This is a genomic window from Stenotrophomonas sp. MYb238 (genome assembly GCF_009496535.1).
Lineage (GTDB): Bacteria > Pseudomonadota > Gammaproteobacteria > Xanthomonadales > Xanthomonadaceae > Stenotrophomonas.
The window spans coordinates 189,217-216,006 of the sequence record NZ_WIDL01000001.1 but is presented as its reverse complement, the minus strand read 5'-3'; the positions used below and the strand labels follow the sequence as shown (position 1 = coordinate 216,006).

21 protein-coding genes are annotated in these 26,790 nt (G+C 69.7%); 13 read left to right on the top strand and 8 right to left on the bottom strand.

Annotated elements, in window-relative coordinates:
- Positions 1 to 140: 140 nt before the first annotated feature.
- The 7 genes from CQ393_RS01090 (at position 141) to CQ393_RS01060 (ending at position 7,654) form a co-directional block, all read left to right on the top strand.
- On the top strand, positions 141 to 3,335 hold the full coding sequence (locus CQ393_RS01090) for a TonB-dependent receptor (protein ID WP_153189766.1): 3,195 nt from the start codon (positions 141 to 143) through the stop codon (positions 3,333 to 3,335).
- A gap of 75 nt (positions 3,336 to 3,410) precedes the next feature.
- Positions 3,411 to 4,535 (top strand): ABC transporter substrate-binding protein, encoded by a 1,125-nt coding sequence (locus tag CQ393_RS01085; RefSeq protein ID WP_194269542.1) that lies wholly within the window; start codon positions 3,411 to 3,413, stop codon positions 4,533 to 4,535.
- Positions 4,532 to 5,602: an ABC transporter substrate-binding protein gene (locus tag CQ393_RS01080; RefSeq protein ID WP_153189764.1), complete on the top strand. Its 1,071-nt coding sequence runs from the start codon at positions 4,532 to 4,534 to the stop codon at positions 5,600 to 5,602. The genes CQ393_RS01085 and CQ393_RS01080 overlap by 4 nt, the downstream gene beginning before the upstream one ends.
- Before the next feature lie 243 nt (positions 5,603 to 5,845).
- Positions 5,846 to 6,766, top strand: a complete 921-nt coding sequence (gene rocF / locus CQ393_RS01075) for an arginase (RefSeq protein ID WP_153189763.1) — start codon at positions 5,846 to 5,848, stop codon at positions 6,764 to 6,766.
- A 130-nt stretch (positions 6,767 to 6,896) separates the two neighbouring features.
- Positions 6,897 to 7,049 carry an entericidin A/B family lipoprotein gene (locus tag CQ393_RS01070; RefSeq protein ID WP_153189762.1) on the top strand — a complete coding sequence of 51 codons (153 nt, stop codon included), beginning with the start codon at positions 6,897 to 6,899 and terminating at the stop codon, positions 7,047 to 7,049.
- Between the two features lie 56 nt (positions 7,050 to 7,105).
- Positions 7,106 to 7,240, top strand: coding sequence for an entericidin A/B family lipoprotein (locus CQ393_RS01065; RefSeq protein ID WP_153189761.1), 135 nt, complete (start codon positions 7,106 to 7,108; stop codon positions 7,238 to 7,240).
- Between the two features lie 192 nt (positions 7,241 to 7,432).
- Complete coding sequence (locus CQ393_RS01060; RefSeq protein ID WP_153189760.1) at positions 7,433 to 7,654, top strand: CsbD family protein; 222 nt, start codon at positions 7,433 to 7,435, stop codon at positions 7,652 to 7,654.
- Positions 7,655 to 7,745: 91 nt separating this feature from the next.
- Here CQ393_RS01060 and CQ393_RS01055 read toward each other — a convergent pair whose 3' ends face one another.
- Complete coding sequence (locus CQ393_RS01055) at positions 7,746 to 8,537, bottom strand: hypothetical protein (protein WP_153189759.1); 792 nt, start codon at positions 8,535 to 8,537, stop codon at positions 7,746 to 7,748.
- A 109-nt stretch (positions 8,538 to 8,646) separates the two neighbouring features.
- On the opposite strand from CQ393_RS01055, the gene CQ393_RS01050 reads away from it, so the two are divergent.
- The 4 genes from CQ393_RS01050 (at position 8,647) to CQ393_RS01035 (ending at position 13,277) form a co-directional block, all read left to right on the top strand.
- Positions 8,647 to 9,930: a tryptophan--tRNA ligase gene (locus CQ393_RS01050; protein WP_153189758.1), complete on the top strand. Its 1,284-nt coding sequence runs from the start codon at positions 8,647 to 8,649 to the stop codon at positions 9,928 to 9,930.
- A 169-nt stretch (positions 9,931 to 10,099) separates the two neighbouring features.
- Complete coding sequence (locus CQ393_RS01045; protein WP_153189757.1) at positions 10,100 to 10,399, top strand: hypothetical protein; 300 nt, start codon at positions 10,100 to 10,102, stop codon at positions 10,397 to 10,399.
- 170 nt (positions 10,400 to 10,569) lie between these two features.
- The gene (locus CQ393_RS01040) at positions 10,570 to 11,511 is read left to right on the top strand and encodes an MBL fold metallo-hydrolase (RefSeq protein WP_153189756.1); all 942 of its coding nucleotides are present in this window, start codon (positions 10,570 to 10,572) and stop codon (positions 11,509 to 11,511) included.
- 113 nt (positions 11,512 to 11,624) lie between these two features.
- Complete coding sequence (locus tag CQ393_RS01035; protein WP_153189837.1) at positions 11,625 to 13,277, top strand: M28 family metallopeptidase; 1,653 nt, start codon at positions 11,625 to 11,627, stop codon at positions 13,275 to 13,277.
- Positions 13,278 to 13,300: 23 nt separating this feature from the next.
- Here CQ393_RS01035 and CQ393_RS01030 read toward each other — a convergent pair whose 3' ends face one another.
- The gene (locus tag CQ393_RS01030) at positions 13,301 to 14,608 is read right to left on the bottom strand and encodes an MFS transporter (RefSeq protein ID WP_153189755.1); all 1,308 of its coding nucleotides are present in this window, start codon (positions 14,606 to 14,608) and stop codon (positions 13,301 to 13,303) included.
- Positions 14,609 to 14,780: 172 nt separating this feature from the next.
- Here CQ393_RS01030 and yedA point away from each other — a divergent pair, with 172 nt between their 5' ends.
- Both yedA and rarD read left to right on the top strand, forming a co-directional pair.
- Positions 14,781 to 15,680, top strand: a complete 900-nt coding sequence (gene yedA / locus CQ393_RS01025; RefSeq protein WP_153189754.1) for a drug/metabolite exporter YedA — start codon at positions 14,781 to 14,783, stop codon at positions 15,678 to 15,680.
- Positions 15,677 to 16,597, top strand: a complete 921-nt coding sequence (rarD, locus tag CQ393_RS01020; protein WP_153189753.1) for an EamA family transporter RarD — start codon at positions 15,677 to 15,679, stop codon at positions 16,595 to 16,597. The genes yedA and rarD overlap by 4 nt, the downstream gene beginning before the upstream one ends.
- A 209-nt stretch (positions 16,598 to 16,806) precedes the next feature.
- On the opposite strand, the gene CQ393_RS01015 is transcribed toward rarD, so the two are convergent.
- From CQ393_RS01015 to CQ393_RS00990, 6 genes are all read right to left on the bottom strand, one after another.
- Entirely contained in the window at positions 16,807 to 17,925 is a 1,119-nt protein-coding gene (locus tag CQ393_RS01015; RefSeq protein ID WP_153189752.1) for an alpha/beta fold hydrolase, read from the bottom strand.
- 114 nt (positions 17,926 to 18,039) lie between these two features.
- Positions 18,040 to 19,815, bottom strand: a complete 1,776-nt coding sequence (locus tag CQ393_RS01010) for an EAL domain-containing protein (protein WP_153189751.1) — start codon at positions 19,813 to 19,815, stop codon at positions 18,040 to 18,042.
- A gap of 127 nt (positions 19,816 to 19,942) precedes the next feature.
- Entirely contained in the window at positions 19,943 to 22,795 is a 2,853-nt protein-coding gene (locus tag CQ393_RS01005; protein WP_153189750.1) for a TonB-dependent receptor, read from the bottom strand.
- 250 nt (positions 22,796 to 23,045) lie between these two features.
- The gene (locus CQ393_RS01000; RefSeq protein ID WP_153189749.1) at positions 23,046 to 24,353 is read right to left on the bottom strand and encodes an ABC transporter permease; all 1,308 of its coding nucleotides are present in this window, start codon (positions 24,351 to 24,353) and stop codon (positions 23,046 to 23,048) included.
- 10 nt (positions 24,354 to 24,363) lie between these two features.
- Positions 24,364 to 25,524, bottom strand: a complete 1,161-nt coding sequence (locus CQ393_RS00995) for an FtsX-like permease family protein (protein ID WP_153189748.1) — start codon at positions 25,522 to 25,524, stop codon at positions 24,364 to 24,366.
- An 82-nt stretch (positions 25,525 to 25,606) separates the two neighbouring features.
- On the bottom strand, positions 25,607 to 26,293 hold the full coding sequence (locus CQ393_RS00990; protein WP_153189747.1) for an ABC transporter ATP-binding protein: 687 nt from the start codon (positions 26,291 to 26,293) through the stop codon (positions 25,607 to 25,609).
- Between the last annotated feature and the right edge of the window lie 497 nt (positions 26,294 to 26,790).

Here is a 26,790-nt window from a genome sequence, read left to right as displayed (position 1 = left end):
CCTGCATCCCATTTATCAGCCCCTGTCGCTGCGCCTCCACGACGAACATGTGGAGGAAGGGTCGGACCGTCACGCTTCATCCTTCTCCATACGCCATGCCCGCGCCACGCGCGGGCAGCGGCCCTCCTGCAAGGTGAGACATGAACCACCGGAAAAGCACGCTGTTCAACGCCATCTCCTTCGCGCTGGTCTCGGGCGCCTCGCTGGTCTCGTTCTGCGCCGGCGCGCAGCAGAGGGACTTCAACATCCCGGCCGATGCGGCGGCCAAGTCGCTGCCCGAGTACGCGCGGCAGGCCAACGTGCAGATTGTCGCGCCGGCCCGGGGGCTGGAAGGCGTGCGCACCGCGCCGATCTCCGGCAGCCACGATGCGCGCGCCGCGCTGCAGGCCCTGCTGCAGGGCACCGGCCTGAAGGTGGTGCGCGACGACGGCACCGTGGTCACGCTCAGCCGCGAGGACGATGCGCAGGACGAGGAGGCACAACCGGCCGTCGTGCCCGCCCGCGGCGATGTCCATGCCCAGGTCGAGCCGGCGGCGGTCGCCGCGCCCGAAGCGGGAAACGCGCGCACGCTGGACGCGGTGCAGGTGACCGGCTCGCGCATCATGCGCACGGTCGACGTTGAGACCGTCCAGCCCATCGAGACCATCTCGCGCGAGGACGTGGACCGCTCCGGCCTGCGTTCGGTCGGCGACCTGCTGCAGTCCTCGCCCGCCGCCGGCGCGCCGGCCGCCAGCCGCACCCGGGTGCAGTCCGACAGCGAGGAAGCCGGCGGCACCTACATCGACCTGCGCAACATCGGCGCGCAGCGCACCCTGATCCTGGTCAACGGCCAGCGCCTGGGCACCACCACCGGCGGCTACGCCGACGTGTCGCTGATCCCGTCGGCGACGGTGGAACGGGTGGAGATCCTCAAGGACGGCGCCTCGGCCATCTACGGTTCGGACGCCATCGCCGGCGTGGTCAACATCATCACCCGCCGCGGTTTCGACGGCGGCCTGGCCAATGCCTACTTCGGCCAGTACTCCGAAGGCGACGGCGCCACCAAGTCGGCCGACCTGTCCTGGGGCATGAAGCGCGACTGGGGCTGGCTGAGCGGCACCCTGCAGTACACCGACGAGGACCCGGTGTGGGCCTCGGACCGTCCGTACAGCGCCTTTCCGAGCACGGTGCGCCATCCGACCACCGGCCTGTCGGCGATCAACCAGCACGGCACCCTGATCGACCCCACCCTGGGTTCGCTGACGGTCAACGCCGGCGCCGATCCGCGCAACATCGCCAACTACCACCGCACCGCGGTGGCCGACTACGCCAACGTGACCGAGCAGCAGACGCTGAAGACCGGCATGGAGCGCAAGTCGGCCTTCGTCGACGGCGGCTTCGAGATCAACGAGCGCCTGCTGCTGCGCGGCAGCGCGCTGTACAGCGTGCGCGACACCTTCCGCAACATTCCCGGCTATCCGTACCAGTCGCGGGTGTGGGGCGCGATGAACGCGCCGCTGTCCATCGACAGCTACTACAACCCGCTGGGCAACCAGAGCGGGGTTGCCAATCCCCGTGCGGTGAACTACCAGCGCCGTACCTGGGAAGTGCCGCGCTCGGGCAACAACAAGGTCACCACCGTGCGTGCCAGCATGATGCTGGAAGGCAACTTCGACTGGGGCGGGCAGACCCTGTACTGGGATGCCGGCTACCTGTTCAACCGCCTGCGCACCGACAAGACCGGCACCGGCGACCTCAACCTGCGCAACGTGCAGCTGGCCTCGGGCCCGTCGTACTACAACACCGCCACCGGCCGCGTGGAGTGCGGCAGCGCCGCCGCGCCCATCGCATACGGCAGCGGCGCCGGCCAGTGCGTGCCGTGGAACCCGCTGGCGCCTTACGGCGGCGCTTATGGCGGCACGCTGGCCGACCCGGTGCTGCGCGCCTTCCTGGTGCCGGACAACCTGGACCGCGGCGAGACCCGCACCCGCAGCTTCACCGCCAACCTGAGCGGCACGATGTTCGCGCTGCCGGCCGGCGACCTGGCCTTCGCCGTGGGCATGGAAGCGCGCACCGAGGAAGGCACCTTCACTCCCAGCCTGCAGAAGCAGCGCGGCGAGACCACCAACTCGCGCAAGGCGCCCACCCGCGGCGACTACCGCGCCAACGAGGTGTACGCCGAACTGAACATCCCGCTGCTGCAGGACCTGCCGTTCGCGCGTTCGCTGAGCCTGGACGTGGCCTCGCGCTACTCGGACTACGACGTGTTCGGCAGCACCACCAACTCCAAGGTCGGGCTGGAATGGCGCCCGAGCGACGAGCTGCTGGTGCGCGCCAACTGGGGCCAGGGCTTCCGCGCGCCGACCATCAACGACCTGTTCGGCGGCGAGCAGGACTTCTTCCCGGCCTATACCGACCCGTGCGACAGCCGCTTCGGCGTGGCCCGCGCTTCGGCGGCGTGCCTGGCCGCGGTGCCTGTCGGCTACCGCCAGGTGGCATCGGGCGGGGTGCCGGCCGGCAGCCCCAACGTGCAGTCCAACCTGGCCTTCATCTCCGGCTCCAACCCGGACACCAAGCCGGAGACCTCCACCACCACCACCGTCGGCTTCGTCTACAGCCCGCAGTGGGCCGACGGCCTGGGCGTCACCCTGGACTGGTGGAAGATCGACATCCAGCACGCCATCGTGCAGAACACGCCCACCGACATCCTCAACGACTGCTACGTGAGGAACGTGGCCAGCGCCTGCGGCGCGTTCAAGCGCGATCCGCTCACCGGCGAGATCACCACGCTGAATTACGCCTTCACCAACGCCGGCTGGCTGAAGACTTCCGGCGTCGACCTGGGCCTGCGCTACCGCCTGCCGTCGATGGCGATCGGCGACATCAAGCTGGAGTGGAACAGCAGCTACACCAGCTACCGCGACATCAAGAGCAACGACCTGGCCACGACTCCGGTCAACCACACCACCGGCTTCGGCGCCAATTTCCGCCTGCGGTCCAACTTCACCGCCGACTGGTCGCGCGGCATGTTCGGCGCGATGTGGCGCGTGCGCTACTACTCCGGCATCAAGGAAGCCTGCGCGTTCGACCTGACCGGCGGCCCGGAATGCGACAAGCCGGATTTCGTCTCGCCCTACACCGGCCGCCAGCCGCTGCGCACGGTCGGGCCCACGGTGTTCAACGACTTCCAGCTGCGCATGACCCTGCCGTGGGACGGCATGGTGATGCTGGGCGCCAACAACGTGCTGGGCAAGGTCGGGCCGACGCTGTACTCGCGTCCGAACAGCGACTTCTCCTACTACGGCGGCTTCGACCTGGGACGCCTGGTCTACATGCAGTACCAGCAGAAGTTCTGACCGTGATGGGCGGGAGCGTCGCTCCCGCCCGCTTTTCGTTCGCGTTACCTGTACACGCAGCAAGGGAGCAACTCAGTGGACAAATCCAGACGTGATTTCTGTACGGTGCTGGGCACCGCGGCGATCCTCTCCTCGGCCGCCGGCGTGCTGGCGCCGGCGCAGGCCGCCGCGCGCGCCGCGGATGCGGCAAAGGCCGGCACCGCCGCGACCGCGGGCGGCCAGCGCCTGAAGGTCAGGCTGCTGCTGAACTCGGCCCTGTCCGGGCCGCATGCCTTCTTCTGCCTGGCCCACGAGCGCGGCTACTTCGCCGACGCCGGGCTGGACATCGAGTTCGCCGCCGGCGACGGCGCCGCCTCGGTGGTGCCGCGCATCCCGCAGGAAGGCTTCGACGGCGGCTACGGCGACCTGTGCGCGCTGATCAAGCTGGCCGGGCTGCGCCCGGACAACTGCCCGGTCGCGGTGCACGTGGCCTTCAACCAGACGCCGCTGACCATCGGCGTACGCAGGGACGGCCCGATCCATTCGCCGAAGGACCTGGAAGGCAAGGTGATCGGCGGCCATCCGATCGACGCCGCGATCGAGGTGTTCCCGGCCTACGCATCGGTCGCGGGCGTGGATGAGTCGCGCGTGTCGATCCTGCGTTCGACCACCAGCATGACCACGCTGGGCGAGGACGTGCTCAATGGCCACACCGACGGCGTGTTCGGCTTCGTGCATACCATCATCGCCGCGCTGGCGGCCAAGAACATCGACGGCCGCGCCGGCCTGCGCTTCCTCGAATACCGCGACCTGGTGCCGGACATGTACGGCAATGCGCTGATGCTCACACCCAGGTTCCTCAAGGAACACCCGGATGCGGCGCGTGCGCTGGTGGCCGCGGTCAACCGTGGCATCGTCGAGACCCTGGCCGACCCCAAGGCCGCGCTGGAAGCCACGCGCAAGATGGCGCCGAAGTTCGCCGACCACGTCGACGGCCCGCGCCTGATGGGCACCCTGGAGGTGGAGATGGCGCATCCGGAAGCGCTCAAGATCGGCATCGGCGACATCGACGACGGCCGCCTGCAGCGTTCGATCCAGCTGATGGCCACGTCCTGCCGCCTGCCGCGCACGCCGAAGCCGGAAGAAATCTTCACGCGCGCCTACCTGCCGCCGCTGGCCGAACGCGCGCGCCCGCGCATCGCAGCAGGAGACCACGCATGAAGCCGACGATGATCGCCGCCGCGATGGCGGCCCTGCTGGTGCTGGCCGGCTGCGGCCGCAACGACGCGCCGGCGGCGCCGGCCGCCGCGGCGCCCGCGCAGCCGGCCACGCCGCACAAGCTGCGCTTCCTGCTCAACTCCGGCTTTTCCGGCGCCAACGCCTGGTTCCTGGTCGCGCAGCAGCGCGGCTACTTCCGCGACGAAGGCATCGAGGTCGAGTTCACCGACGGGCGCGGCGCCTTCACCGCCGCCGGGCGCATGCTCGAGGAAGGCTTCGATGCCGGCTACGGCGACATCCAGGCCACCTACGAACAGGCCGCGCACAAGCCCGGGCAGGCGCCGGTGGGCGTGTACATGGTCATGGACGTGTCGCCCTCGGTGATCATCCTGCCGCTCGCCTCGCCGGTGAAGGAACCCACCCAGCTGGCCGGCAGGACCATCACCGGCCACGGCACCGACGTGGCGCTGAACACCTTCGAGCAGTTCGCCTCGAAAGTGGGCCTGGACCCGAAGTCGGTGACCATCGTGCCCAATCCCGGCAACTGGAAGACGCTGATCGGCCTGCTCGACGACCACACCTCCGACGCGCTGTTCGGCTATTCCTCCACCAGCACCGCGGCGATCGCCACCGCCGGCGGCAAGGTCGAGGAACGGCTGCGCTTCTTCCGCTTCCGCGACGCGGTGCCCGAGCTGTACGGCAGCGCGCTGATGGTGTCGCCGAAACTGCTGCACGAACAGCCGCAGGTCGCCCGCGGGCTGGTGCGCGCGGTCAACCGCGGGGTCATGGACACGCTGTGCGAGCCGCAGGCGGCCATCGACATGCTGGTCGCGCACAACCCGGACGAGAGCGCCAAGGTCGAACTGGGCCGGCTGATGGACACGCTGGACGACATGGGCGGGCGCGAGCGGATCGCGCGCGACGGCGTCGGCGACATCGACCCGGTACGCATGCAGGCCGGCCTGGACCTGACCGTCGCCCAGCGCCACCTGCCGCGCGGGCCGGACCTGGGCGAAGTGTTCGACCGCAGCCTGCTGCCGGAACAGGCCGAGCGCCGCCCCTGCATGTAACTCCCTGCACGGCGCCGCGATGTCCGGCGCCGGCAGGCAGCGCAAGACTCTCTCCCCATGGCCCGCCGGGTTCTCCGGCGGGCCTTTTTTGTTGCCGCCCTGCATGGCGGCACCCCTTCGCGCCAGCGACGGGCGATGTCGGAGCGCGTACGGGGCAGGCACCGGCGGCGATGGCTGCTGCGTTGCCGCAGGCAGCTGTAACCTGCGCTCGTTAAACTGCTTTCATTTGCAACGGAGAAAGTCATGGCCACGCATCGTCCCGTTTCGCTGATCGGCGTGCCTACCGACGTCGGTGCCGGGCACCGCGGCGCACGCCTGGGACCGGAGGCGCTGCGCATCGCCGGCCTGCCCGAGGCGCTGGCCGCGCGCGGGGTGGACGTGCGCGACGTGGGCAACCTGCAGGGGCCGCGCAATCCGTGGACCGGCCCGGTGGACGGCTACCGCCACCTGGACGAGGTCGTGGCCTGGAACCATGCGCTGATGGAAGCGACCCATGCCGAACTGCGCGACGGCCGCCTGCCGATCATGCTCGGCGGCGACCATTGCCTGGGCATCGGCTCGATCACCGCGGTCGCGCGCTGGTGCCGCGAGCAGGGCAAGCAGCTGCGCGTGCTGTGGCTGGACGCGCATTCGGATTTCAACACCTCCGAGGTCACCCCTTCGGGCAACATCCACGGCATGCCGGTGGCCTGCCTGTGCGGGCTCGGCCCGGACGCGCTGACCCGGCTCGGCGGCGACGCCCCGGCGATCTCGCCGCAGCAGGTGCGGCAGATCGGCATCCGTTCGGTGGACCAGGACGAGAAGCGGCTGATCAAGCAGCACCGGGTGGACGTGTACGACATGCGCTACATCGACGAAAGCGGCATGAAGCGCACCATGGAAGCGGCGCTGCACGGCATAGACGCCAACACCCACCTGCACGTTAGTTTCGACGTGGATTTCCTCGACCCGAGCATCGCCCCGGGCGTGGGCACCACGGTGCCGGGCGGGGTGAACTACCGCGAGGCGCAGCTGGTGATGGAGATGATCGCCGACACCGGGCTGATGGGTTCGCTGGACATCGTCGAGCTCAATCCGCTGCTCGACCGCCGCAACCGCACCGCCAAGCTGGCCGTGGACCTGGTCGAGAGCCTGTTCGGCAAATCCACCCTGATGCGCGGTTGATGACGGTGGCACGACTTCGCTGAACCCGGGTCGGCGGCGTTCACGCCGGCTGCACGTGAATGCCGCCAGATTCCTCTTCACACGCGGCGTTGCCATCCGGTCGCCGCCAGTCGAGCAGAGGAGAAACCTGATGAAGCGAGTACTGATGCTGGCCCTGCTGGGGATGTTTTCGGCCGGAATGCTCAGCGCCTGCAACACCGTCGCCGGTGCCGGCAAGGACATGCAGAAGGCCGGCGAGAAGGTCGAGGACAAGGCCCACGACTGCAGCGACGGCAAGTGTTGATCCCCCCGCGGCCCGCCGCGGTCCGCGCCACCCCAAGAGCCACTCAGGAGAAAGACATGAAGCGCATGGTTGCCTTGATGATGTTGTCGCTGTTCTCGATCGCGATGCTGGCCGGCTGCAACACCGTTGCCGGCGCCGGCAAGGACGTGCAGAAGGCCGGCGAGAAAGTGGAGGACGCAGCCAAGCGCTGACACCTGGCGATTGGCGGAAGCGGAGAAGGCCGGCGCATCGCCGGCCTTTTCTTTTGCCGCGTCCGGCGCTGGCTGAAGCGCCGTTCAAGAATGTCAGTGTCCCTGCACAAATCGTCGATGCGGCGCCAACATCGGCGCCGGCATGCTGTCCCTGCGGCGGAACTGCCGTCATTCCCCCGAAAGGAGAAACCCATGAACAAAGACATCATTTCCGGCAAGTGGACCCAGCTCAAGGGCCAGGCCCGCGCCAAGTGGGGCGATCTGACCGACGACGACTTCAAGGTCGCCGAGGGCAATTCCGAATACCTGGCCGGCCGCCTGCAGGAACGTTATGGCTGGGCCAAGGACCGCGCCGAGAAGGAAGTGCGCGATTTCCAGGATGCACTGCGCAAGGATTACCCGGACTGGCATTGAGCCTGCACGGTTTTTATCTGCCGCATCGGAACGGGCCGCCTTCGCGGCCCGTTCTGTTTATGGGCGCATCGCGGCGACGATACGACCCCGCTCACCGCCAGCGCGCCGGCGGGTCGGGTACGAAGCCGCCGGGAAAGGCGCGTGGCGCGGCCTGCGTGCGCTGGCGCGGCAGGATGCCCATCGCCGCCAGGCGCGAACGGGTGTCGTAACGGATTTCGCTGACCTGGCCGGGGGCGCGGCTTGCCCGCTCGAAGCGGGTGGCGCGGCTGGCCGAGCCTTCGCGTTCGCCATGGCCGGTGCCCAGTTGCTGGCGTTCGCGCGCTTCCCCGCCTGCGACCGACGCGTCCGCGGCCATCGCGCGGTCGGCGTGCGCCTCCTGCGCGATCACCGGCGCCGGCCGGCGCGGCATCGGCGCCGGGGCGATATAGACCGGGCGCGCTTCTCGGAACACCGCGATGCCGACCACGCCGACGTTGCCCGCGCGGCCGGTACGGCTGGCGTAACTGTCGCCGTTGTCGGTGAACACGAACTGCGCCACCTCCGCCGACGACTTGCGCCAGCCGGCGATCTCGCTGTCCTGCCAGGGCTCGAGCACGTAGCCGGCCTGGTCCGGCGCGGCGGTTTCGCCGCTGATGGCGTTGACCCCATCCACCGACAGCACCACCAGCACGCGTTCGCCGGTGAGGTTGCGCAGGCGCACGGCGTAGCGGTGGCCGGGGACGCCGGCCACCCAGCGGTCGCCGCGGTGCGGGTACTGGTCCAGTTCCTCGCCGGTATCGCGGTCGACCAGGGACAGGGCCATCGGCCCTGTCGCGGGAGGCGGTGCGGGGCGGAAGCCGCACAGGGCCAGGACGGTCAGCAGGCAGGCGAAAAGGCGGTACATGGCGGGCTCCTTGACGGGGGACGAGGCCATGAACGGACGGGCGCGGGCGGCGGGGTTGGCGCGCGGCGGTTACACTGGACTGGTTAATCCGTCCGTCACGTCTGCGTTCATGACTACCCGCGTTCTCACCGGCATCACCCCCTCCGGCACTCCCCACCTCGGCAACTACGTCGGCGCCATCCGCCCGGCGATCGCGGCCAGCCGCGCGGCGGAGATCGAGAGTTTCTTCTTCCTGGCCGACCTGCACAGCCTGATCAAGTCGCAGGAGCCCGAGCGCACCCAGCGCTCGACCCTGGAGATCGCCGCCAGCTGGCTGGCCTGCGGCCTGGACCCGGACACGGTCTGGTTCTACCGGCAGAGCGACATCCCGGAAACCACCGAGCTGATGTGGTTCCTGACCGTGGTGGCCGGCAAGGGCATCCTCAACCGCGCCCACGCCTACAAGGCGGCGGTGGACAAGAACCGCGAGGAACAGCTGGACGACGATGCCGGCATCACCGCCGGATTGTTCATGTACCCGGTGCTGATGGCCGCCGACATCCTGATCTTCAACGCCGACAAGGTGCCGGTGGGCCGCGACCAGATCCAGCACATCGAGATGGCGCGCGATTTCGCCCAGCGCTTCAACCACATCTACGGCAAGGAGTATTTCACCCTGCCGGAAGTGATCATCGACGAGCAGGTGGCGACCCTGGCCGGCCTCGACGGCCGCAAGATGAGCAAGAGCTACCACAACACCATCCCGCTGTTCGCCCCGCGCGAGGAGCTGAAGAAGCTGGTGTTCTCCATCGTCACCGACTCGCGCGCGCCCGGCGAGCCCAAGGACACCGAGGGCTCGGCGCTGTTCCAGATGTACCAGGCCTTCGCCACCCCCGAGCAGACCGCCGCCTTCGCGCAGGCCTTTGCCGACGGCATCGGCTGGGGCGAGGCCAAGCAGCAGCTGTTCGAACGCATCGACGGCGAACTGGCGCCGCTGCGCGAGCGCTACGAGGCGCTGATGGCCGAGCCGGAGAAGATCGAGGCGATCCTGCGCAGGCGCGGCCGGCAGCTGCGCGAGCGGTTCGCCATCCCGTTGCTGAAGGAACTGCGCCACGCGGTGGGCCTGCGCGACCTGTCCGCTGCCGGCGACCGGCCCGTGGCCGCCGCCGCCAAGGCCGCGCTGCCGCTGTTCAAGCAGTACCGCGAGAAGGACGGCCGCTTCTACTTCAAGCTGCTCGACGGCGAGGGCGCGCTGCTGGTCCAGAGCGAGGGCTTCGACTCGCCGCGCGACGCCGGCCAGCTGATCGCCGTGCTCAAGCAGGCCGAGCAGGGCGATCAGCTGCAGAGCGAGCTGTTCCGCCTGGAAGCCGGCGTCGACGCGGTGCTGGAGGCGCTGCGCCAGCTGCGCGGGTGAGCGCAATCGGCGCGAATGCGACCCTGCGCGCGATGCCATTGCTTCCTGTGCGGGGCGGAATTGCCACGCAGGAACGGATGAGGGCGAACGGCCGCCGGAACGCAGCGGCGGTGCGCTCGCCCGGACCCCTCTCGGTGGGAGAGGACATGAACGCTACAAGGAGCCCGTGATGGCCTGGTTGTCGTTGTTGCTGTTCCTGCCCTGGTTCGGCGTGATGGCCGCGCTGTACTGGTGGTTCCCGCGCCAGCCGCGACACCGCGCGCGCAGCGTGTTCGACGCCGCCATGCTGGGGCTGGCGCTGCTGGTCAGCATCGCCTTCATGCACTGGGGCTACCGCATCGGCGCGGCCGACGTCGAGGCCGACAGCCTGTGGAAGCAGATCCTGGCGGTGCTCTACGCCTACGGCGGCTTCCTGGCGGTGATGGTGCTGGCGCTGCTGCTGCGCCCGCGCGTGCTGTACCGACGCTAGGAGCGCACGCCTTCGCGTAGGAGCGGCTTCAGCCGCGAACGGGCTTTCCCTGCGAAGTCTCCATCGCGGCTGAAGCCGCTCCTACATGCGCGCATGCAGCCCCGACGAAAGCCGTATTGCCGCGCTGCGGCGCCGGTGACAGCATCGGGCTGGATCACGGGAGCCACCGCATGAGCGCCGAGCACGCCATCCACGTCATCGATACCGCTTTCCAGCGCGACCATTTCGATGCCGCCTACCTGCTGGCGAGCGGTGGCCGCGGCGCCTTCATCGACTGCGGCACCAGCCATGCGCTGCCGCGCCTGCTGGCCGCGGTCGAGTCCGCGGGGCTCGGCGTCGACGCCATCGACTGGCTGATCCTGACCCACGTGCACCTGGACCACGCCGGCGGCGCCGGCGCGCTGATGCAGCGGCTGCCCAACGCGCGGCTGCTGGTCCACCCGCGCGGCGCGCCGCACATGATCGACCCGGCGCGGCTGGTCGCCGGCGCCACCGCGGTCTACGGCGAAGAGGAAATGGCGCGCAGCTATGGCGACATCGTGCCGGTAGCCGCCGAACGCGTGGTGGTGGCCGGGGATGGCCACCGGCTGTCGCTGGGCGGGCGCGAACTGCTGTGCATCGACACGCCCGGCCACGCCCGCCACCACCTGTGCGTATGGGATGCGGCCAGCGGCAGCTGGTTCACCGGCGACACTTTCGGCCTGTCCTACCGCGAACTGGACAGCGCGCTGGGCGCCTTCGTCGTGCCCACCACCTCGCCGGTGCAGTTCGAGCCGGACGCGCTGCACGCCTCGATCCAGCGCCTGATGGCGCAGTCGCCGGAGGCGATGTACCTGACCCACTACGGCCGCGTGCAGGACACGCCGCGCCTGGCCGCCGACCTGCACGCGCAGATCGACGCGATGACCGCCATCGCCCGCGCCTGCGACGGACGCGCCGACCGCCACCGCGCGCTGGTGGCGGCGCTGGGCGAACTGTATCTGGAGCGCGCCCGCGCGCACGGCTGCCGGCTCGACGACGCCGGCGTGCTGCGCGTGCTCGGCATGGACATCGAACTCAACGCGCAGGGCCTGGAGTGCTGGCTGGACAGCGACCGCGCCCGACCGGCGTAGGAGCGGCTTCAGCCGCGAAAAGGCCTCACCGGCAAAACCTCAACGCGACCGCAGCCGCTCCTGCACGGTAATATTCGCCGTCTTTCGTCGTCCCGGTGCCCGCCTTGAACCCGATGCGCATGCTGTTGTTGTCGTCCTGTCTGTTCGTCGGCGGCATCGCCAGCGCGGCCAACGACCTGCCCGGCGGCGGCATCGATCCGGACGCGCTGTCGCGGCACGTGCGCGTGCTGGCCTCGGACGAATTTGAGGGCCGCGCGCCGGCCACCGCCGGCGAGCAGCGCACCGTCGACTACCTGGTCGAGCAGTTCCGCAAGGCCGGACTGCAGCCCGGCGGCACCGACGGCAGCTGGGTGCAGGAGGTGCCGCTGGTGCGCGCGCAGGTGGACGGCGAGGTCGAGGCCTGGCTGCAGCTGGGCGAGCAGCGCACGCGGCTGGTCAACGGGCAGGACGTGACCCTGCAGAGCCTGAGTCCGCAGGACGTGGTCGACAGGCAGGACCTGCCGCTGGTGTTCGTCGGCTATGGCATCGACGCGCCGGAACGGCACTGGGACGACTACAAGGGCGTGGACCTGGCCGGCAAGATCGCCGTGGTGCTGATCAACGACGCCGACTTCGAGGCCGACGCGCCCGGCGCGTTCGACGGCAAGGCGGTGACCTACTACGGCCGCTGGACCTACAAGTTCGAGGAAGCCGCGCGGCGCGGCGCCGATGGCGTGCTGATCGTGCACGAGACCGCACCGGCGGCCTACCCGTGGGCGACGGTGAAGGCCTCCGGCACCTCGCCGCTGTTCGACATCCAGCGCAGCGAGGACGACGCGCGCGCGCTGCACACGCCGCTGCGCGGCTGGATGCAGCGGGCGCTGGCCGAACGCATCTTCGCCGCCGCCGGGCTGGATTTCGAGGCGGAGAAGCGCAAGGCGATGCGCGCGGATTTCCGCCCGGTGCCGCTGGGCGATGCCCGCCTGTCGGCCAGCTTCTGGATCAAGCGCGAGCCGGTGGTGACCCGCAACGTGGTGGCGAAACTGGACGGCGCCGCGCATCCGGACGAATCGGTGATCTTCTCCGCGCACTGGGACGCGTTCGGCATCGGCCAGCCCGACGCCAACGGCGACACCGTGCGCCATGGCGCCATCGACAACGCCACTGGCGTGGCCTCGGTGCTGGAGCTGGCGCGGGTGTTCGCCGCCGGCCCGCGCCCGCAGCGCACGCTGTATTTCCTGGCGCTGACCGCCGAGGAGAAGGGCCTGCTGGGCGCCAGCTACTATGCCGAGCATCCGCTGGCGCCGCTGGAGACCACCGTCGCGGTGCTGAACATCGAGATGTTCAGCCCGGACGGCGAGACCGCCGACATTGCCACCTGGGGCAAGGGCCGCGTCTCGCTGGAAGCGGACGTGGACCGCGTCGCCCGGGCGCGCGGCCGGCGCTGGTCGCCGGACCCGAACCTGGAAGCCGGCTTCTTCTATCGCGCCGACCATTTCGCCTTCGCGCGCAAGGGCGTGCCGGCGATCACCGTCGGCGCGGGCCTGGACAAGCGCGACGGCGGCGTCGCTGCCGGTCGCGCGCTGCGCGATGCCTACTTCGCCCGCTGCTACCACCAGGCCTGCGACGCATGGTCGCCGCAGTGGGACGCGCGCGGCCTGGCCGCCGACACGCTGCTGGTCTACGACCTGGGCCTGGAACTGGCCAACAGCCGGCGCTGGCCGGCATGGGACAAGGGCGCGGAGTTCGAGGCCGCGCGCGGGGCCAGCGACGCCGCGCGCCGCTGACCGCGCCGGGGCGCGCCCGCGGACTACTTCCGCGTGCCGTCCAGCCAGTTCGGCCCCTTGTTCTCCAGGAAGAACAGGTAGACCACCAGCGACACCGCGATCACCGCGGTGACGTAGAGCGCGAACGCCCCGACGTGGCCGGTGCGCAGCGCGCCCTGGTACAGCAGCGGCGCGGTGCCGCCGAACAGCGAGTTGGCCAGCGCGTAGCCGAAGCCCACGCCGAGCGCGCGCACGTGGGTGGGGAACAGTTCGGCCTTCACCACCGCGTTGATCGAGGTGTAGCCGGTGAGGATGACGAAGCCCACGGCCAGCGTCGCGAACGCCGCCAGCGCGTCGTGCTGCTGCGGCAGCCGGGTCACCAGATACCAGGTGTAGAGCACGCCGCCGGCGCCGAAGAACACCAGCAGGCGCTGGCGGCCGACGATGTCCGACAGCCAGCCGCCGAGCGGCTGCAGCGCCATCAGGAAGGAGAGCACGCCGAGGTTGATCAGGGTGCCGGTCATCGGGTCGTCGCCGGCGAAGGCGCTCTGGATCATCTTCGGGCCGTTCACCGAATACGTGTAGAAGGCCACGGTGCCGCCGGCGGTCACCAGGAAGCACAGCAGCAGCGGCCGCCACTGGTGCACGAACAGTTCGCGCATCGAGCCGGAGGCGCGCGCCCCGCCTTCGCGCGCGGCGGCGATGGAGGACGCTTCCAGCGACTCGTCCATGGACCGGCGCAGCCAGAACACCACGATCGCCGCCACCCCGCCCAGGGCGAAGGCGATGCGCCAGCCCCATTCGGAGATCCGCGGCGCGTCCCAGAACACGAGCATGACCAGCAGCGTCAGCTGCGCCAGCACGTGGCCGCCGACCAGGGTGACGTAGTGGAAGGAGGACAGGAAGCCGCGGCGGCCGGGCAGGGCGGCCTCGGACATGTAGGTGGCGCTGGTGCCGTATTCGCCGCCGGTGGCGAAGCCCTGCAGCAGGCGCGCCAGCAGCAGGATCAGCGCCGCCCAGATGCCGATGCTGCCGGCGGTGGGGGTGACCGCGACCAGGAACGAGCAGCCGGCCATCATCGTCACCGAGACGGTCAGCGCCAGGCGGCGCCCGTAGCGGTCGGCGAAGCGGCCGAAGTACCACGCCCCGATCGGCCGCATCAGGAAGGTGGCGGCGAAGATCGCCCACACGTACAGCGTGGAGTTCCTGTCGGCGGCCGAGAAGAAGCGCGATTCGAAATAGACCGCGAACACCGAGTAGACGTAGACGTCGTACCACTCGACCAGGTTGCCGGCCGAGCCCTTGAGGGTGTTGGAGACCGAGCGCCGCAGCGCGTTGCCGGAAGTGTGCATGCCGGGTGATGTCCTCGCGTGGAAACCGGGCGCCCTGCGCGCCTGCCGGTACCGCCGGGGCGGCGGCGCCGGCAGGCGTGGCCCGGGCGGATACAGCATGCCGTTTTTCGGGCTGATCGCCACGCCGCCGTGCCCTAGAATCCGCGTTCCCCCGGATGGCGGTACCTGCCCCATGTCTGCGCCCCCCACCACGTCGGCTGCTCCACGGAGCGGCCTGGTCGTACTGGCCCTGTTCCTCGTGTACGTGGTCTGGGGCTCGACCTACCTCGGCATCCACCTGGCGCTGGAAGGCGGCATGCCGCCGCTGTCGGTGATCTCCGGCACCCGCTTCGTCGTCGCCGGCGGCGTGCTCTACGCGCTGCTGCGCTGGCGCGGCGTGCCGGCGCCGACGCGCGCGCAGTGGCCGACGCTGGCGGTGATGGGGCTGTGCCTGTTGCTGCTCGGCAACGGCATGGTGGTGCTGGCCGAGCGCGACGTGTCTTCCGGCCTGGCCGCGGTGGCGGTGGCCTCGGTGCCGCTGTGGATGGCGTTGTTCTCCGCGTTCCGCGGCGGGCGCGTGACCGCCGGCGAATGGCTGGGCATCGCGGTCGGGTTCGCCGGCGTGCTGTGGCTCAACGCCGGCAGCAGCCTGACTGCGACGCCGAAGGGCCTGGTGTTCCTGCTGATCGCGCCGGTCGGCTGGGCCGCCGGTTCGATCTGGTCGCGCGGCCGCGACCTGCCATCGCCGTTCATGGCCGCCGCCGGGCAGATGCTGTGCGGCGGCGCGTTGCTGGTGGCAACCGGCCTGGCGTGCGGCGAGCGCATGACCGCGCCGCCGCCGGCGCAGGGCGTGCTGGCGGTGGCCTACCTGTGCGTGTTCGGCTCCATCGTCGCCTTCACCGCCTACGTGTGGCTGCTGCACAACGTGCGCCCGGTGCTGGCCAGCAGCTACGCCTACGTCAACCCGGTGATCGCGGTGGCGCTGGGCGCGTGGATCGCGCACGAGCGTTTCAGTGCCGCCGACATCGGCGCGATGGCGGTGATCCTGGCCGGCGTCGTGGTCATCACCCTGGCCCGGATGCGCCGCGCATGACGACGCCCGCCCACGAGCACCGCAACGGCCTGCTGGCCACCACGCTGGCCTTCGTCATCTGGGGCCTGTTCCCGCTGTACTGGCGGCTGCTGATCGAGGTGCCGTCGTTCCTGATCATCGCCCACCGCATCGTCTGGAGCGCGGTGCTGCTGATCGGCGGGCTGGCGCTGCTGCGCGGCTGGGGCTGGCTGGGCGAGGTCTGGGCCACGCCGCGGCGGTTCTGGCTGCTGGGACTGTCGAGCCTGCTGATCGGCGCCAACTGGAGCCTGTACATCTGGGCGGTGAACGCCGGCCACGTGGTCGAGACCAGCCTGGGCTATTTCATCAACCCGCTGCTGAGCGTGGTGCTGGGCGTGGCGGTGCTGGGCGAGCGCCTGGGCCGGCTGCAGTGGCTGGCGGTGGCGCTGGCGGCGCTGGGCGTGGCCTGGCTGACCTGGCAGAGCGGGCGCGCGCCGTGGATCGCGATCGGGCTGTCGATCACCTTCGGCCTGTACGGCCTGATCCGCAAGCTGGTGGTGGTCGAGTCGGTGACCGGGCTCGGCGTGGAAAGCCTGTTCATGGTGGCGCCGGCGCTGGCCTATGCGCTGTGGGCCGAGAACGGCCACGGCGGCGGTTTCGTGTCCGGCTGGGGCTGGGGCAACGACGCGCTGCTGGTGCTGGCCGGCGTGGTCAGCGCGGTGCCGCTGATCGCCTTCGCCTACGGCGTGCGCCGCATCCCGCTGTCGGTGGTCGGGCTGCTGCAGTACATCGGCCCGACGCTGCAGTTCCTGATCGGCGTGCTGGTCCTGCGCGAGCCCTTCGCGCCCGCGCAGCTGGTCGGTTTCGGCCTGATCTGGGCCGGACTGGCGGTGTTCGCCGCCGCCGGTGTGCGTGCCGCGGCGCGGGCGCGCTCACGGCCGCCGGCGTCCGCACCGTAGGAGCGACTTCAGTCGCGATGGGGCTTTACCGGTAGAGCCTTTCGCGACTGAAGTCGCTCCTACGGCATCGCAGGATTGCTGCAGCGGTCGCGTGTTCGGGGGATAGGTGCGCAGGCGCTTTCACAGCCACAGGTGCCTACCCCGTTGTAGGAGCGACTTCAGTCGCGATGGAGCTTTCCCGGTGATGCCCTTCGCGACTGAAGTCGCTCCTACGGCATCGTCGGGGTTGCCGCCGCGGTCGCCCGCGCGGGTGCGGGCGAGGCGGGCTTGGGGCAGGGAGCGCCGTCGTTGCCGGCGCGTGCGAACCAGTCGTCGACCACGCCGGACAGGCGATCCAGCCGCAGCGGCAGGGTCAGGTGGTCTTCGCCCTCCAGCTCCAGGTAACGCGCGCGCGGCGCGGCGGCGGCCAGGGCGCGGCCCTGCGCGACCGGGATGTGCGCGTCGTCGCGGCCGTGCAGCAGCAGGACGCAGGCCGGCACCTGCGCCAGCGCCCGGCCGACATCCACGCGGTCCAGGTCGATGCCCAGCCTGCGGTCGGCGTCGGCGATGGCTTCGTCCAGCCCGCTGCCGCCGTACTGCCAGCGCGCCAGCGGCAGCGCCACGTAGTCGCCCAGGCGTTCGGGCGGGCGCGACAGCATGTGCGGCACCATCGCGCGGATCGCCCGGCCGGCATTGTCGAAGGATTCCATCGCCACCACGCTGCGCAGCCGCGGGCCGAGGTCGCGCGCGGCGAAGATGGCGGTGGCCGCGCCGTAGGACACGCCGAGCAGGTGCACCGGTCCGCTGACCTCGCCGCGGGCATCGAGCGCGCGCAGCGCGGCGGCGACGTCGTCGCCTTCGCGCGTGCCGTAGCCGGACGGCGCCTGGCCGGAGCGGCCGTGGTTGCGCAGGTCCAGGGCGATGGTGCGGTAGCCGTGCTGCGCCAGTTCTAAGGCCCACGGCAGCAGCGAGCCGCCGTCCATCATCCAGCCGTGCAGCAGGATCACGGTGCCGCGCGGCGTGGCCGGGGTGGTGTCCGCCCCCGGCGCGGTCGCCTCCATCGAGAACTCGGGGAGGCGTTCGCCCTGGCCGAGATAGCGGTACCGCAGGCGGTAGTCGCCCGGATCGAAGGCGACCCAGTGCAGCGCCACGCCGCCGCTGCCGGGCACCGTGCCCTGGCGGTGCGGCAGGTGCGCGAGCAGGGCGTCGATGCGCGCGGTGGGCACCATCGGCGAGGTGCCGCCGGGCGCGGCCAGCCGCGCGCCGAGCGACAGCGGCGGCATCGGCGAGGACAAAGCGAAGCCGGCCAGCATCACGCAGGCGCCGGCCAGCGCCAGCGAACGCAGCATGGCGGGGTTCCGGAAAGGGGAGGAGCGCCACGGTAGCGCCTACGCGGCGGCGGCTCTACCGCGCCACGATGACAATCGGATGACCGTTGTGTTCCGTTCGGGTTGCGCGGCCGCTCAGGCGGCCGGCGCCGGTTCCGCGCGGCCGGCGTGCTCGGGCAGCCAGGCCTGCAATTCCTCCATCGGCATCGGCCAGGCGTACCAGTAGCCCTGGCCCATCTGGCAGCCGTGCTGGGCCAGGAAATCCAGCTGCTGCCGCGTCTCGATGCCTTCGGCGACGATGGGCAGGTTCAGTTCGTGCCCCAGGGCCAGGGTGGTGCGCACGATGGAGGCGTCCTCGCCGGACATCGGCAGCGCCATGATGAAGGAGCGGTCCAGCTTGAGCTTGCTGAAGTTCAGGCGGCGCAGGTGGATCAGCGAGGAGAAGCCCACCCCGTAGTCGTCCATCACCAGGGCCACGCCCATCTCGCGCAGCGCGCCGATGTTGCGCAGCGCCTGCGGCGAGAAGTCCACCGCCATGTCCTCGGTGATCTCCAGTTCCAGCAGGCGCGGCGGCAGGCCGCTGTCGCGCAGCGCGTCCGCCACGCGCTGGATGAAGTACAGGTCGTTGATCGAATGCGCGCTGACGTTCACCGCGACCGGCACGTCGAGCAGCCCGGCGGCGACGAGCCGGCTGGCGTCGCTGCAGGCGCGGCGCAGCACCCAGTTGTTGAGCGCCGGCATCAGCCCGTGCCGGTAGGCCAGCGGGATGAAGTCGCCCGGCATGACCATGCCGTGCGTGCCGTCGTTCCAGCGCAGCAGCGCTTCCAGCCCGCATGGGCGCAGCGTGGCCAGGTTGAACTGCGGCTGGTAGTACAGCTCCAGCCCGTCGCCGGCGATGGCCTGGCGCAGGCGGGTGAGCAGGGCATGGCGATGGGCCGAGCGTTCGCGCAGCCGATGGTCGAACACGTAGACGTGGGCCGATTCCTCGCTCTGGCTGTCGTCCGGGGTGTGCCGCGTGCGGCTTTCCTTGATGTGGTACATCGCCAGGTCGGCGTGGCTGATCAGCTCCTCGGCGTTGCGGCCGTGTTCCGGGAACAGGCTGATGCCGATGCTGGCGCCGACCATCACGGTGGTGTCCAGGATCTGGAACGGCGCCTCCAGCGAACGCACCATCGCGCTGGCCGTGCGCCGCGCCTGGGCCATGCCGCCGCCCTGCAGCAGGCAGGCGATGAACTCGTCGCCGCCCATGCGGCCGAGCAGGTCGCCGTCGCCCAGTTCGCCGCGCAGGCGCGCGACCACCTGCTCCAGCAGCCGGTCGCCGACGTGGTGGCCATGGTTGTCGTTGACCGCCTTGAACTCGTCCAGGTCGATGAACAGCACCGCGGCCTGTTCGCGGGTGCGGGCGACGTGGTCCAGCCGCGCCACCAGCTGCTGGCGGTTGATGCAGCCGGTCAGGCCGTCGTAGGTGGCCATGTGCATGATGCGCTCGGCCAGCGCGTGGTGCTCGCTGATGTCGTGGCAGATGCCGAAGAAGTAGCGTTCGTCGCCGGAGCCGAACTCGCCCACGCTCAGGTGCAGGGGGAACTGCGAGCCGTTCTTGCGCTGGCCGGTGACCTCGCGGCCGATGCCGATGATCTTGCGTTCGCCGGTGCGCAGGTAGTTGTCCAGATAGCCGTCGTGCTGCCCGCGGTAGGGCTGCGGCATCAGCATGGAGACGTTGCGCCCGAGCAGCTCCTCGCCGGCGTAGCCGAAGTCGCGCAGCACCGCCTGGTTGTAGGCCAGGATGATCCCGCACCGGTCGATGACCATGATGCTGTCCACCGAGGCGTCCAGCATGGTCTTCATGGTCGACAGGTCCAGCGCGTCCAGGCCGGAGGCGCAGGCCATCACATCGTGTCCGGATCGATTCATCTGAAACCATCCCGCGGCGATACCCGTTGTCCTCCATCCTAGATCGGCCGGGGCCGCGGGAACTATCGGCGGCGCAAAAAAGCAAGGGCACCTTGCGGTGCCCTTGCCGGGTGGAGCGCGGCGCCGGTCAGAAGCGCTGCTGGTACTTCATGTACAGGAAGCGGCCGATGTCGAAACCGCCGTAGTAGGTGAAGCTGCTGTTGGGCTGGCTGTACATCACCGGGCCGACGTGCTTGAAGACGTTGTTCACGCCCAGCGACACGGTGCCGTCCCACGGCAGGGCATAGCGCACCTGCAGGTCGTGGAAGGTGTTGGAGCCCAGCTTCCTGCTCGGTTGCACGTCGGTATACGACGAGCGGAAGTCCGGCAGGTTGCACTCCGGGCCGCCGTCCAGGTCGTAGGAGCACTTCTCCTTCATGCTGGAGTAGTAGCGGGTGCTCCAGGTCAGGCCGAAGTTGCCGCGCTGCCAGTCGGCGCTGAAGTTCGAACGCACGCGGAAGTCGCCGCCCCAGCCGGTGTACTGGTCGACCGGAGTGGTGGCTTCGCTGTCGCTCTTGCGCTCCAGGTAGTCGACGTACGTGGCGTTCAGGCGCAGCGAGATCTGGCCGATGGCCAGCTCCGGCAGGCGATAGCGTACGCCGATGTCGTAGCCGGCGGTCTCCTGGTAGCCGGCGTTGTTGAGCGAGCGGTTCATGCCGCTGACCTGGCCCTTGTTGCTGCCGGAGGCGTAGCGGGTGAAGCGCGAGCAGGCCGAGGCGATGCCCTGCACGTAGCACTGGTTGAGGATGTCGGTGGCCGACTCGCCGACGACGACGTTGTCGATGCGGATCTTCCACCAGTCCAGGCTCAGGTCCAGGCCGGAGACGAACCCGGGGCTGTAGACCAGGCCCACGGTCCAGGTCTTGGCGGTTTCCGGCTTCAGGTCCGGGTTGGAGCCGGAGGTGAAGTCGGTCACCGCCTGCACGCCGGAGGTGCTGGCCAGTTCGCCGTCGCCGGTCTTCTGGCGGAAGTCGCTGCCCAGGCCGGCGGCCGTGCAGCGTGCGGCCACTTCGCTGTTGCGTGCCGCCGCGCCGAAGGAGCGGTCGCACGGGTCGGTGATGCGGTCGCGGGTGGTGACGGTGCCGCCGTACAGGTCGTCCACGGTCGGCGCGCGGAAGCCGGTGCCGTAGGTGGCGCGCACCAGCAGGGTGTCCACCGGCTTCCACTTCAGGCCGAACTTGCCGTTGGTGGTGCCGCCGAAGTTGTCGTAGTCCGAGTAGCGCCCGGCCACCTCCAGCGACAGCTCGCGCGCGAACGGCAGGTCGGCCAGCAGCGGCACCTGCAGTTCCAGGTAGACCTCGTCCAGCTTGTAGTCGCCGCGGGTCGGCTGGCCGCTGGTGCCGGCGATCTCGCCGTTCTGCACCATCAGGTCCGGGGTGTAGCTGGCTTCCTCGCTGCGGTGCTCCACGCCCATCGCGGCCATCACGTCGCCGGCCGGCAGGCTGAACAGCGAGCCGGAGATGTTGGCGCTGAGCACCTTGGTGGTGCTCTGGATGTCGTCGACGAAGCTGCGGAACAGGTAGTCGCGCACGGCCGGATCACCGCTGAGCGAGCCGGGGCTGTTGCCGCCCATCGGCGCCAGCGGGTTCCACGGCACGCAGCCTTCGATCACGTTGTCGCGGGTGCCGCAGCGGGCCACGCCATTGTCGTCGATGAACGAGGCGCCCACCGCCTTGTTGACGTTGGGCTGGTACATGCTCTGCAGCGTGCGGCGCTCGCCCTCGTTGCGGTTGAACATGTAGCCCACGTTCCAGTCCCAGAAATGCGAACCGGTTTCGAAGCTGCCTTCCAGGCCCAGGCTGGCGCGCTTGGTGGTCAGGCTGTTGTTGGTCGCGCGCGGGAACTCCTCGGTGCGGTGCGAGAACAGCACGTCCTTGCCCCAGTGGTTGAACGCGCTGTCCTTGGACAGCATGGCGCGCGTGCCGCTGGCCGCCTGCGCCGAGGACACCGAGTACGGGTAGCCGGCCAGCTGCTTGAGCGACTCGCGCTCGCTGTACAGCACGTCGGCGACCACGCGCAGGTCGTCGGTGATCTGGAACCCGCCGTTGGCGAACGCCGAGCGGCGCTCCAGGCCCGACAGCAGGGTCATGTTGGTCTTGGTGTTGGCGTAGACCGAGCGGTCCAGCGGCTTGAAGTCTTCCACCCTGGACGGATCGCCGCCGGGGCCGACGCTGATCACCTTGCCATCGACGGTGACCGAGCCCCATGCGGTGGTGCCGTTGAGGCCGTCGGTGGGGTGGTAGGGACCGTTCGGGTAGGCGGTGAACTCGCGCGCGCCGCCCAGCACCGGGTCTTCCTTCACCTTCTCCGCGCCGACGGTGATCCAGCCGCGCTCGAAGGTCTTGCCGTAGGTGGCGCTGTAGGAACGCTTCTGGCCGTCGCCTTCGCTGTACTGGCCGACATAGGCATTGGCCTGGCCGCCGTCGAAGTTCTTGCGGGTGATGATGTTGACCACGCCGGCGATGGCGTCCGAGCCATACAGCGCCGAGGCGCCATCGGTCAGCACTTCCACGCGCTCGACGATCGCCGACGGGATCGAGCCCACGTCCGAGTAGCCGCCGGCGCTCACGCCCATGCGGCGGCCGTCGACCAGCACCAGGCTGCGCTCCGGGCCGAGGTTGCGCAGGCTGACGAACATGCCGCCGTAGTCGCGCGCCGAGGACAGTGCCGAGGCGCGGCTCAATGCCGGCGAGCCGGCCGCGGTGACGTCCTGCAGGATGTCGGCCACGTTGACGTAGCCCTTCTTCTCGATTTCGGCGCGGGTCAGCGCGATGACCGGCTTGGCGGTCTCCACGTTGGCCTGGCGGATGCGCGAGCCGGTGATCTCGACGCGGTCCAGGGTGGTGGTGCCGTCAGCGGACTGCGCGAAAGCGGGGGCGCTGCACGCGGTGGCAAGGGCCAGCGCGATCGCGGAGCGGAGTGGGGTCGACTTCAGGTACATCGTTTTGCGTTTCCTTTACTGCCTACGAAAAAAAAGCGCCCGCAAGGGGCGCCATGAACAGATGCGATCACCGCTGGGGGAGGGACGCAGCATCCGCTGTCATGCAGCTGCGCTGCCCGCCGGGGGACGGCGGGCGCGCATCATGGACCAAACGGATCGATGCGTGAAGGGGAAAATTCCGCCATCCCGCCGGGAAGATCGCCGCAGCCGGCAGGACGGCGACGCGTCGGCCGCGCCGCCGCGACGGCCGTCAGGTCTCGCGCAGGGCGGTGGTGATCGGCAGCCGCGCCGCCCGCAGCGCCGGGAACAGCCCGCCGACCAAGCCGATCCCCAGCGCCCACTTCAGCCCGCTCCACAGCAGCTCGGGCGAGACGTGGAACTTGAACACCACCGCGCTGAAGTTGCTGCCGATGGTGGACACGCTGTAGCCGTTGAACACCAGCCACGCCACCGCGCAGCCGAGCAGGCCGCCGACCAGCGCCAGCAGCATGGTCTCCAGCATCACCGCGGTCACCACCGGCAGGCCGCGGAAGCCGATCGCGCGCATGGTCGCGATCTCGCGGGCGCGGGTGGCCACGGCCGCGTACATGGTGTTGAGCGCGCCGAACACCGCGCCGATGGCCATGATCGCGCCGATCACCTTGCCGAGGATGCCGATCAGCGTGTTCAGCCCGCCGCCCTGCTTGCGGTAGTAGTCGCGCGTGGTTTCCACGTCCAGCTTCAGGCGCGGGTCGGCCGCCACCGCCGCCTTGAACCGCTCGAAGCCGGGCTTGCCCTCGGTGCGCACGCTGATCGACTGGTAGGCGCCGCGCTGGTAGGTAGTGGCCAGCGTCTGCACGTCGGTCCACAGTTCCGAATCGTGCGCGTCGCCGGAAGCGAACACGCCCACCACCGTCCACGCCTGGTTGCCCAGGGTGAGGGTCTTGCCCACCTCCATGTCGCGGAACTGGCCCTGCGCGCCTTCGCCGACCACGATCTCGCGCAGGCCCGGCTTGAACTGCCGGCCCTTCACGAGCTTGACCTTGTCGTGCACCGCCCAGGCCATGTCGCCGACGCCGCGGAACTGCGCGTTGACGTCGGTGCCGTCGGAGCGGGACACCAGGTTGACCACCTGCGACAGCTCGGCCGACAGCAGCGCCCGGCCCTGCGGGTCGCGCGCCACGCCCGGCAGCGTGCCCAGCAGCGGCACCTGGTCGCGGGTGATGACCGAGTTGGTCTCGGCCTGCGAGCCGCCGCGCAGCACGATCGCGGTGGTGTCGTCGCCCGTGCTATTGAGCGTGGCCTGGAAGCCCTCGCCCATCGCCAGCATCGCCACCAGCACGCCGACCACGCCGGCGATGCCGACCACGATCACCGACGAGGCGCCCCAGCGCTGCGGCAGGCTGGCGATGCCGATGCGGGTGGCGGCCAGCGCCAGCCGGCCGCTGCGGGTGAAGGCCAGCCACAGCGCGATGAACAGGGCCAAGGCCGCCACGCCGACCCATGGCAGGACGATCCAGGCGCCCAGGCCGATGGCGAGCAGGAGGATCACCAATGCGTTTGCAATGAACTTCTTCATGGTCTTCTCCTCAGCGCCCGGCCAGCGCGTCGACGATCTTCAGCCGCTTGGCGCGCAGCGCCGGCAGCACGCCGACGATCAGGCCGATCAGCACGATCAGCCCCAGGCCCATCAGCCAGGTCTGCAGCGGTACCTGCGGCGGCAGCATGCCCATGGTCTTGGGCGCCATCGCCGGCAGCGCCAGCGCCGCCAGGCCCAGGCCGAGGGCACCGCCCAGGCCCACCAGCAGCACCGATTCGACCATCACCAGCATCAGCACCGTGCCGTCCTTGAAGCCGAGCGTCTTGAGCGTGGCCAGCTCGGGAATGCGCTCGCGCACCGCCTGCGCCATGGTGTTGCCGGTCAGCAGCAGCAGGGTGAAGAACACCGCGCCCATGATCGAGGTGACGATCATGCCGATGTCGGCGAACTGCTTGATGAAGGCCTGCTGGAACGCCGACTCGGTCTGGCTCTTGGTCTCGTGGTCGGAATTGGCCGAGATCGCGTCGATGGCCTGCGCCACGCGCGAGGCGTGGTCGGCGTTGTCCAGCGTCACCGTGTACCAGCTCACCTGGTTCTTGATGTAGTCGTTGGATTCGTCGAAGTACTTCCAGTTCATCATCAGCTGGCGCTCGTCGTTGGCGGCGGTGGCGGTGTTCTTCGAATGGAACACGCCCACCAGCTGCAACGGCCAGTCGTTGCTGCCGCCGCGCGGGAAGATCGTGGCCTGCAGCGGGATGGTGTCGCCGATCTTCCAGCCGAACTGCTGGGCCAGCGTCGCGCCGACGATGGCGCCGGTGCGGGTGTTGTGGAAGGCGTCCAGCTGTTCCTTCGGTATCTCGAACTCACGGTAGACGTCGAAGTAGTTCGGCGCCACCGAGAAGTTGGGGAAGAAGTTCTTCGGGTCCTGGTAGATGCCGCCGAACCACATGCCGTAGGTGACGTCGCGCACGCCCTGCACCTGGCGGATCTGCGGTTCCAGGCGGATCGGCAGCGACTGGGTGATCGACAGCCGCGAGGCGACGACCAGGCGGTTGGCGCCGGCCACGCTGCTGCCGCCGCTGCTGAAGGCCACGCGCACCGAATCGAGCATGCCGAACAGCAGGAACGCGGTGACCACCGACAGCAGGGTGAACAGGGTGCGGGTGCGGCTGCGGAACAGCTGCGCCCATATCAGCGAGAAATATTTCATGGCGCACCTCCCTGTGCGCCACCCTGCGGGCGGCTTCGCCGTGCAAAACACCGATCGTGTTGTTTTTTCATGGCGCGCTCCTTCAGTGCACCGGGGCGTCGACCAGCTCGCCCTTGTCCAGATGCACGGTATGGGTGGCGTACTCGGCCGCCTTCGGATCGTGGGTGACCATGATGATGGTCTTGCCGTGCTCGCGGTTGAGCAGCTGCAGCAGGCCCAGCACTTCCTCGGCCGAATGGCGGTCCAGGTCGCCGGTGGGCTCGTCGCAGATCAGGAAGGTGGGATCGGAGACGATGGCGCGGGCGATGGCCACGCGCTGCTGCTGGCCGCCGGACAGTTCGTTGGGGCGGTGGTCGCGGCGCTCGGCCAGGCCGACCAGGGCCAGCGCGATCTGCGCGCGGCGCCTGCGCTCGCCGGCTGACAGGTTGGTCAGCAGCAGCGGCAGTTCCACGTTCTTCTGCGCGGTCAGCATCGGCATCAGGTTGTAGAACTGGAACACGAAGCCGACGTGGTGGCTGCGCCAGGTCGAGAGCTGGCCGGCGCCGAGCTGGTCGATGCGCTGGCCCTCGATGGCGATCTCGCCGCCGCTGGGCGTGTCCAGCCCGCCGATCAGGTTGAGCAGGGTGGTCTTGCCGGAACCGGACGGGCCCATCAGCGCGACGAAGTCGCCGCGGGCGATGTCCAGGTCGATGCCGTGCAGCACCTGCACCTTCTCGGGGCCGCGCTGGTAGGTCTTGGTGATGTTGCGGAGGGTGACGAGGGCGGTCATGGGTGGTCCTCTGCGGGTGATGCGGTGGATGGCGCTGTCGCGCCGTTGTGTTTTTTCTTCCCGTCCGGGGCGGGAGCGGGTGGATGCGGGTGATGCTTGGGCGGTTGCGGTTGCGGTTGCGGTTGCGGTTGCGGTTGTTGCTTTTGCTTCAAGTTTTTGACTTCCCCGGCCGTAGAGCGAGCCGAGCACCGCAGCGGGGCAAGGGCGAAGAGGCGCACGTGTCTGAGCGCAGCGAGTTGTGAGCCGTCCCCCTGGCCCGCGAGGAGTGCAGGGAACCGGTAGGCGCAGCCCGATGGATCGCGGCCCGGCCCGTGTTGACCAGCCATTCGGCTGTTGGAAAAGTGCTTCTCTTGGTTACTTCTCTTTGCACGAGCAAAGAGGAGTAACTCGCGCCCCGAAGGGGAGCGAAAGCCCTTGATCCTGCTTCAGCCGCTGCTTGGGTCTTTGCTCTGGAAAGAAACAAAAACCCAAGCGGGAGCTTGAAAGCAAGGCTTTCA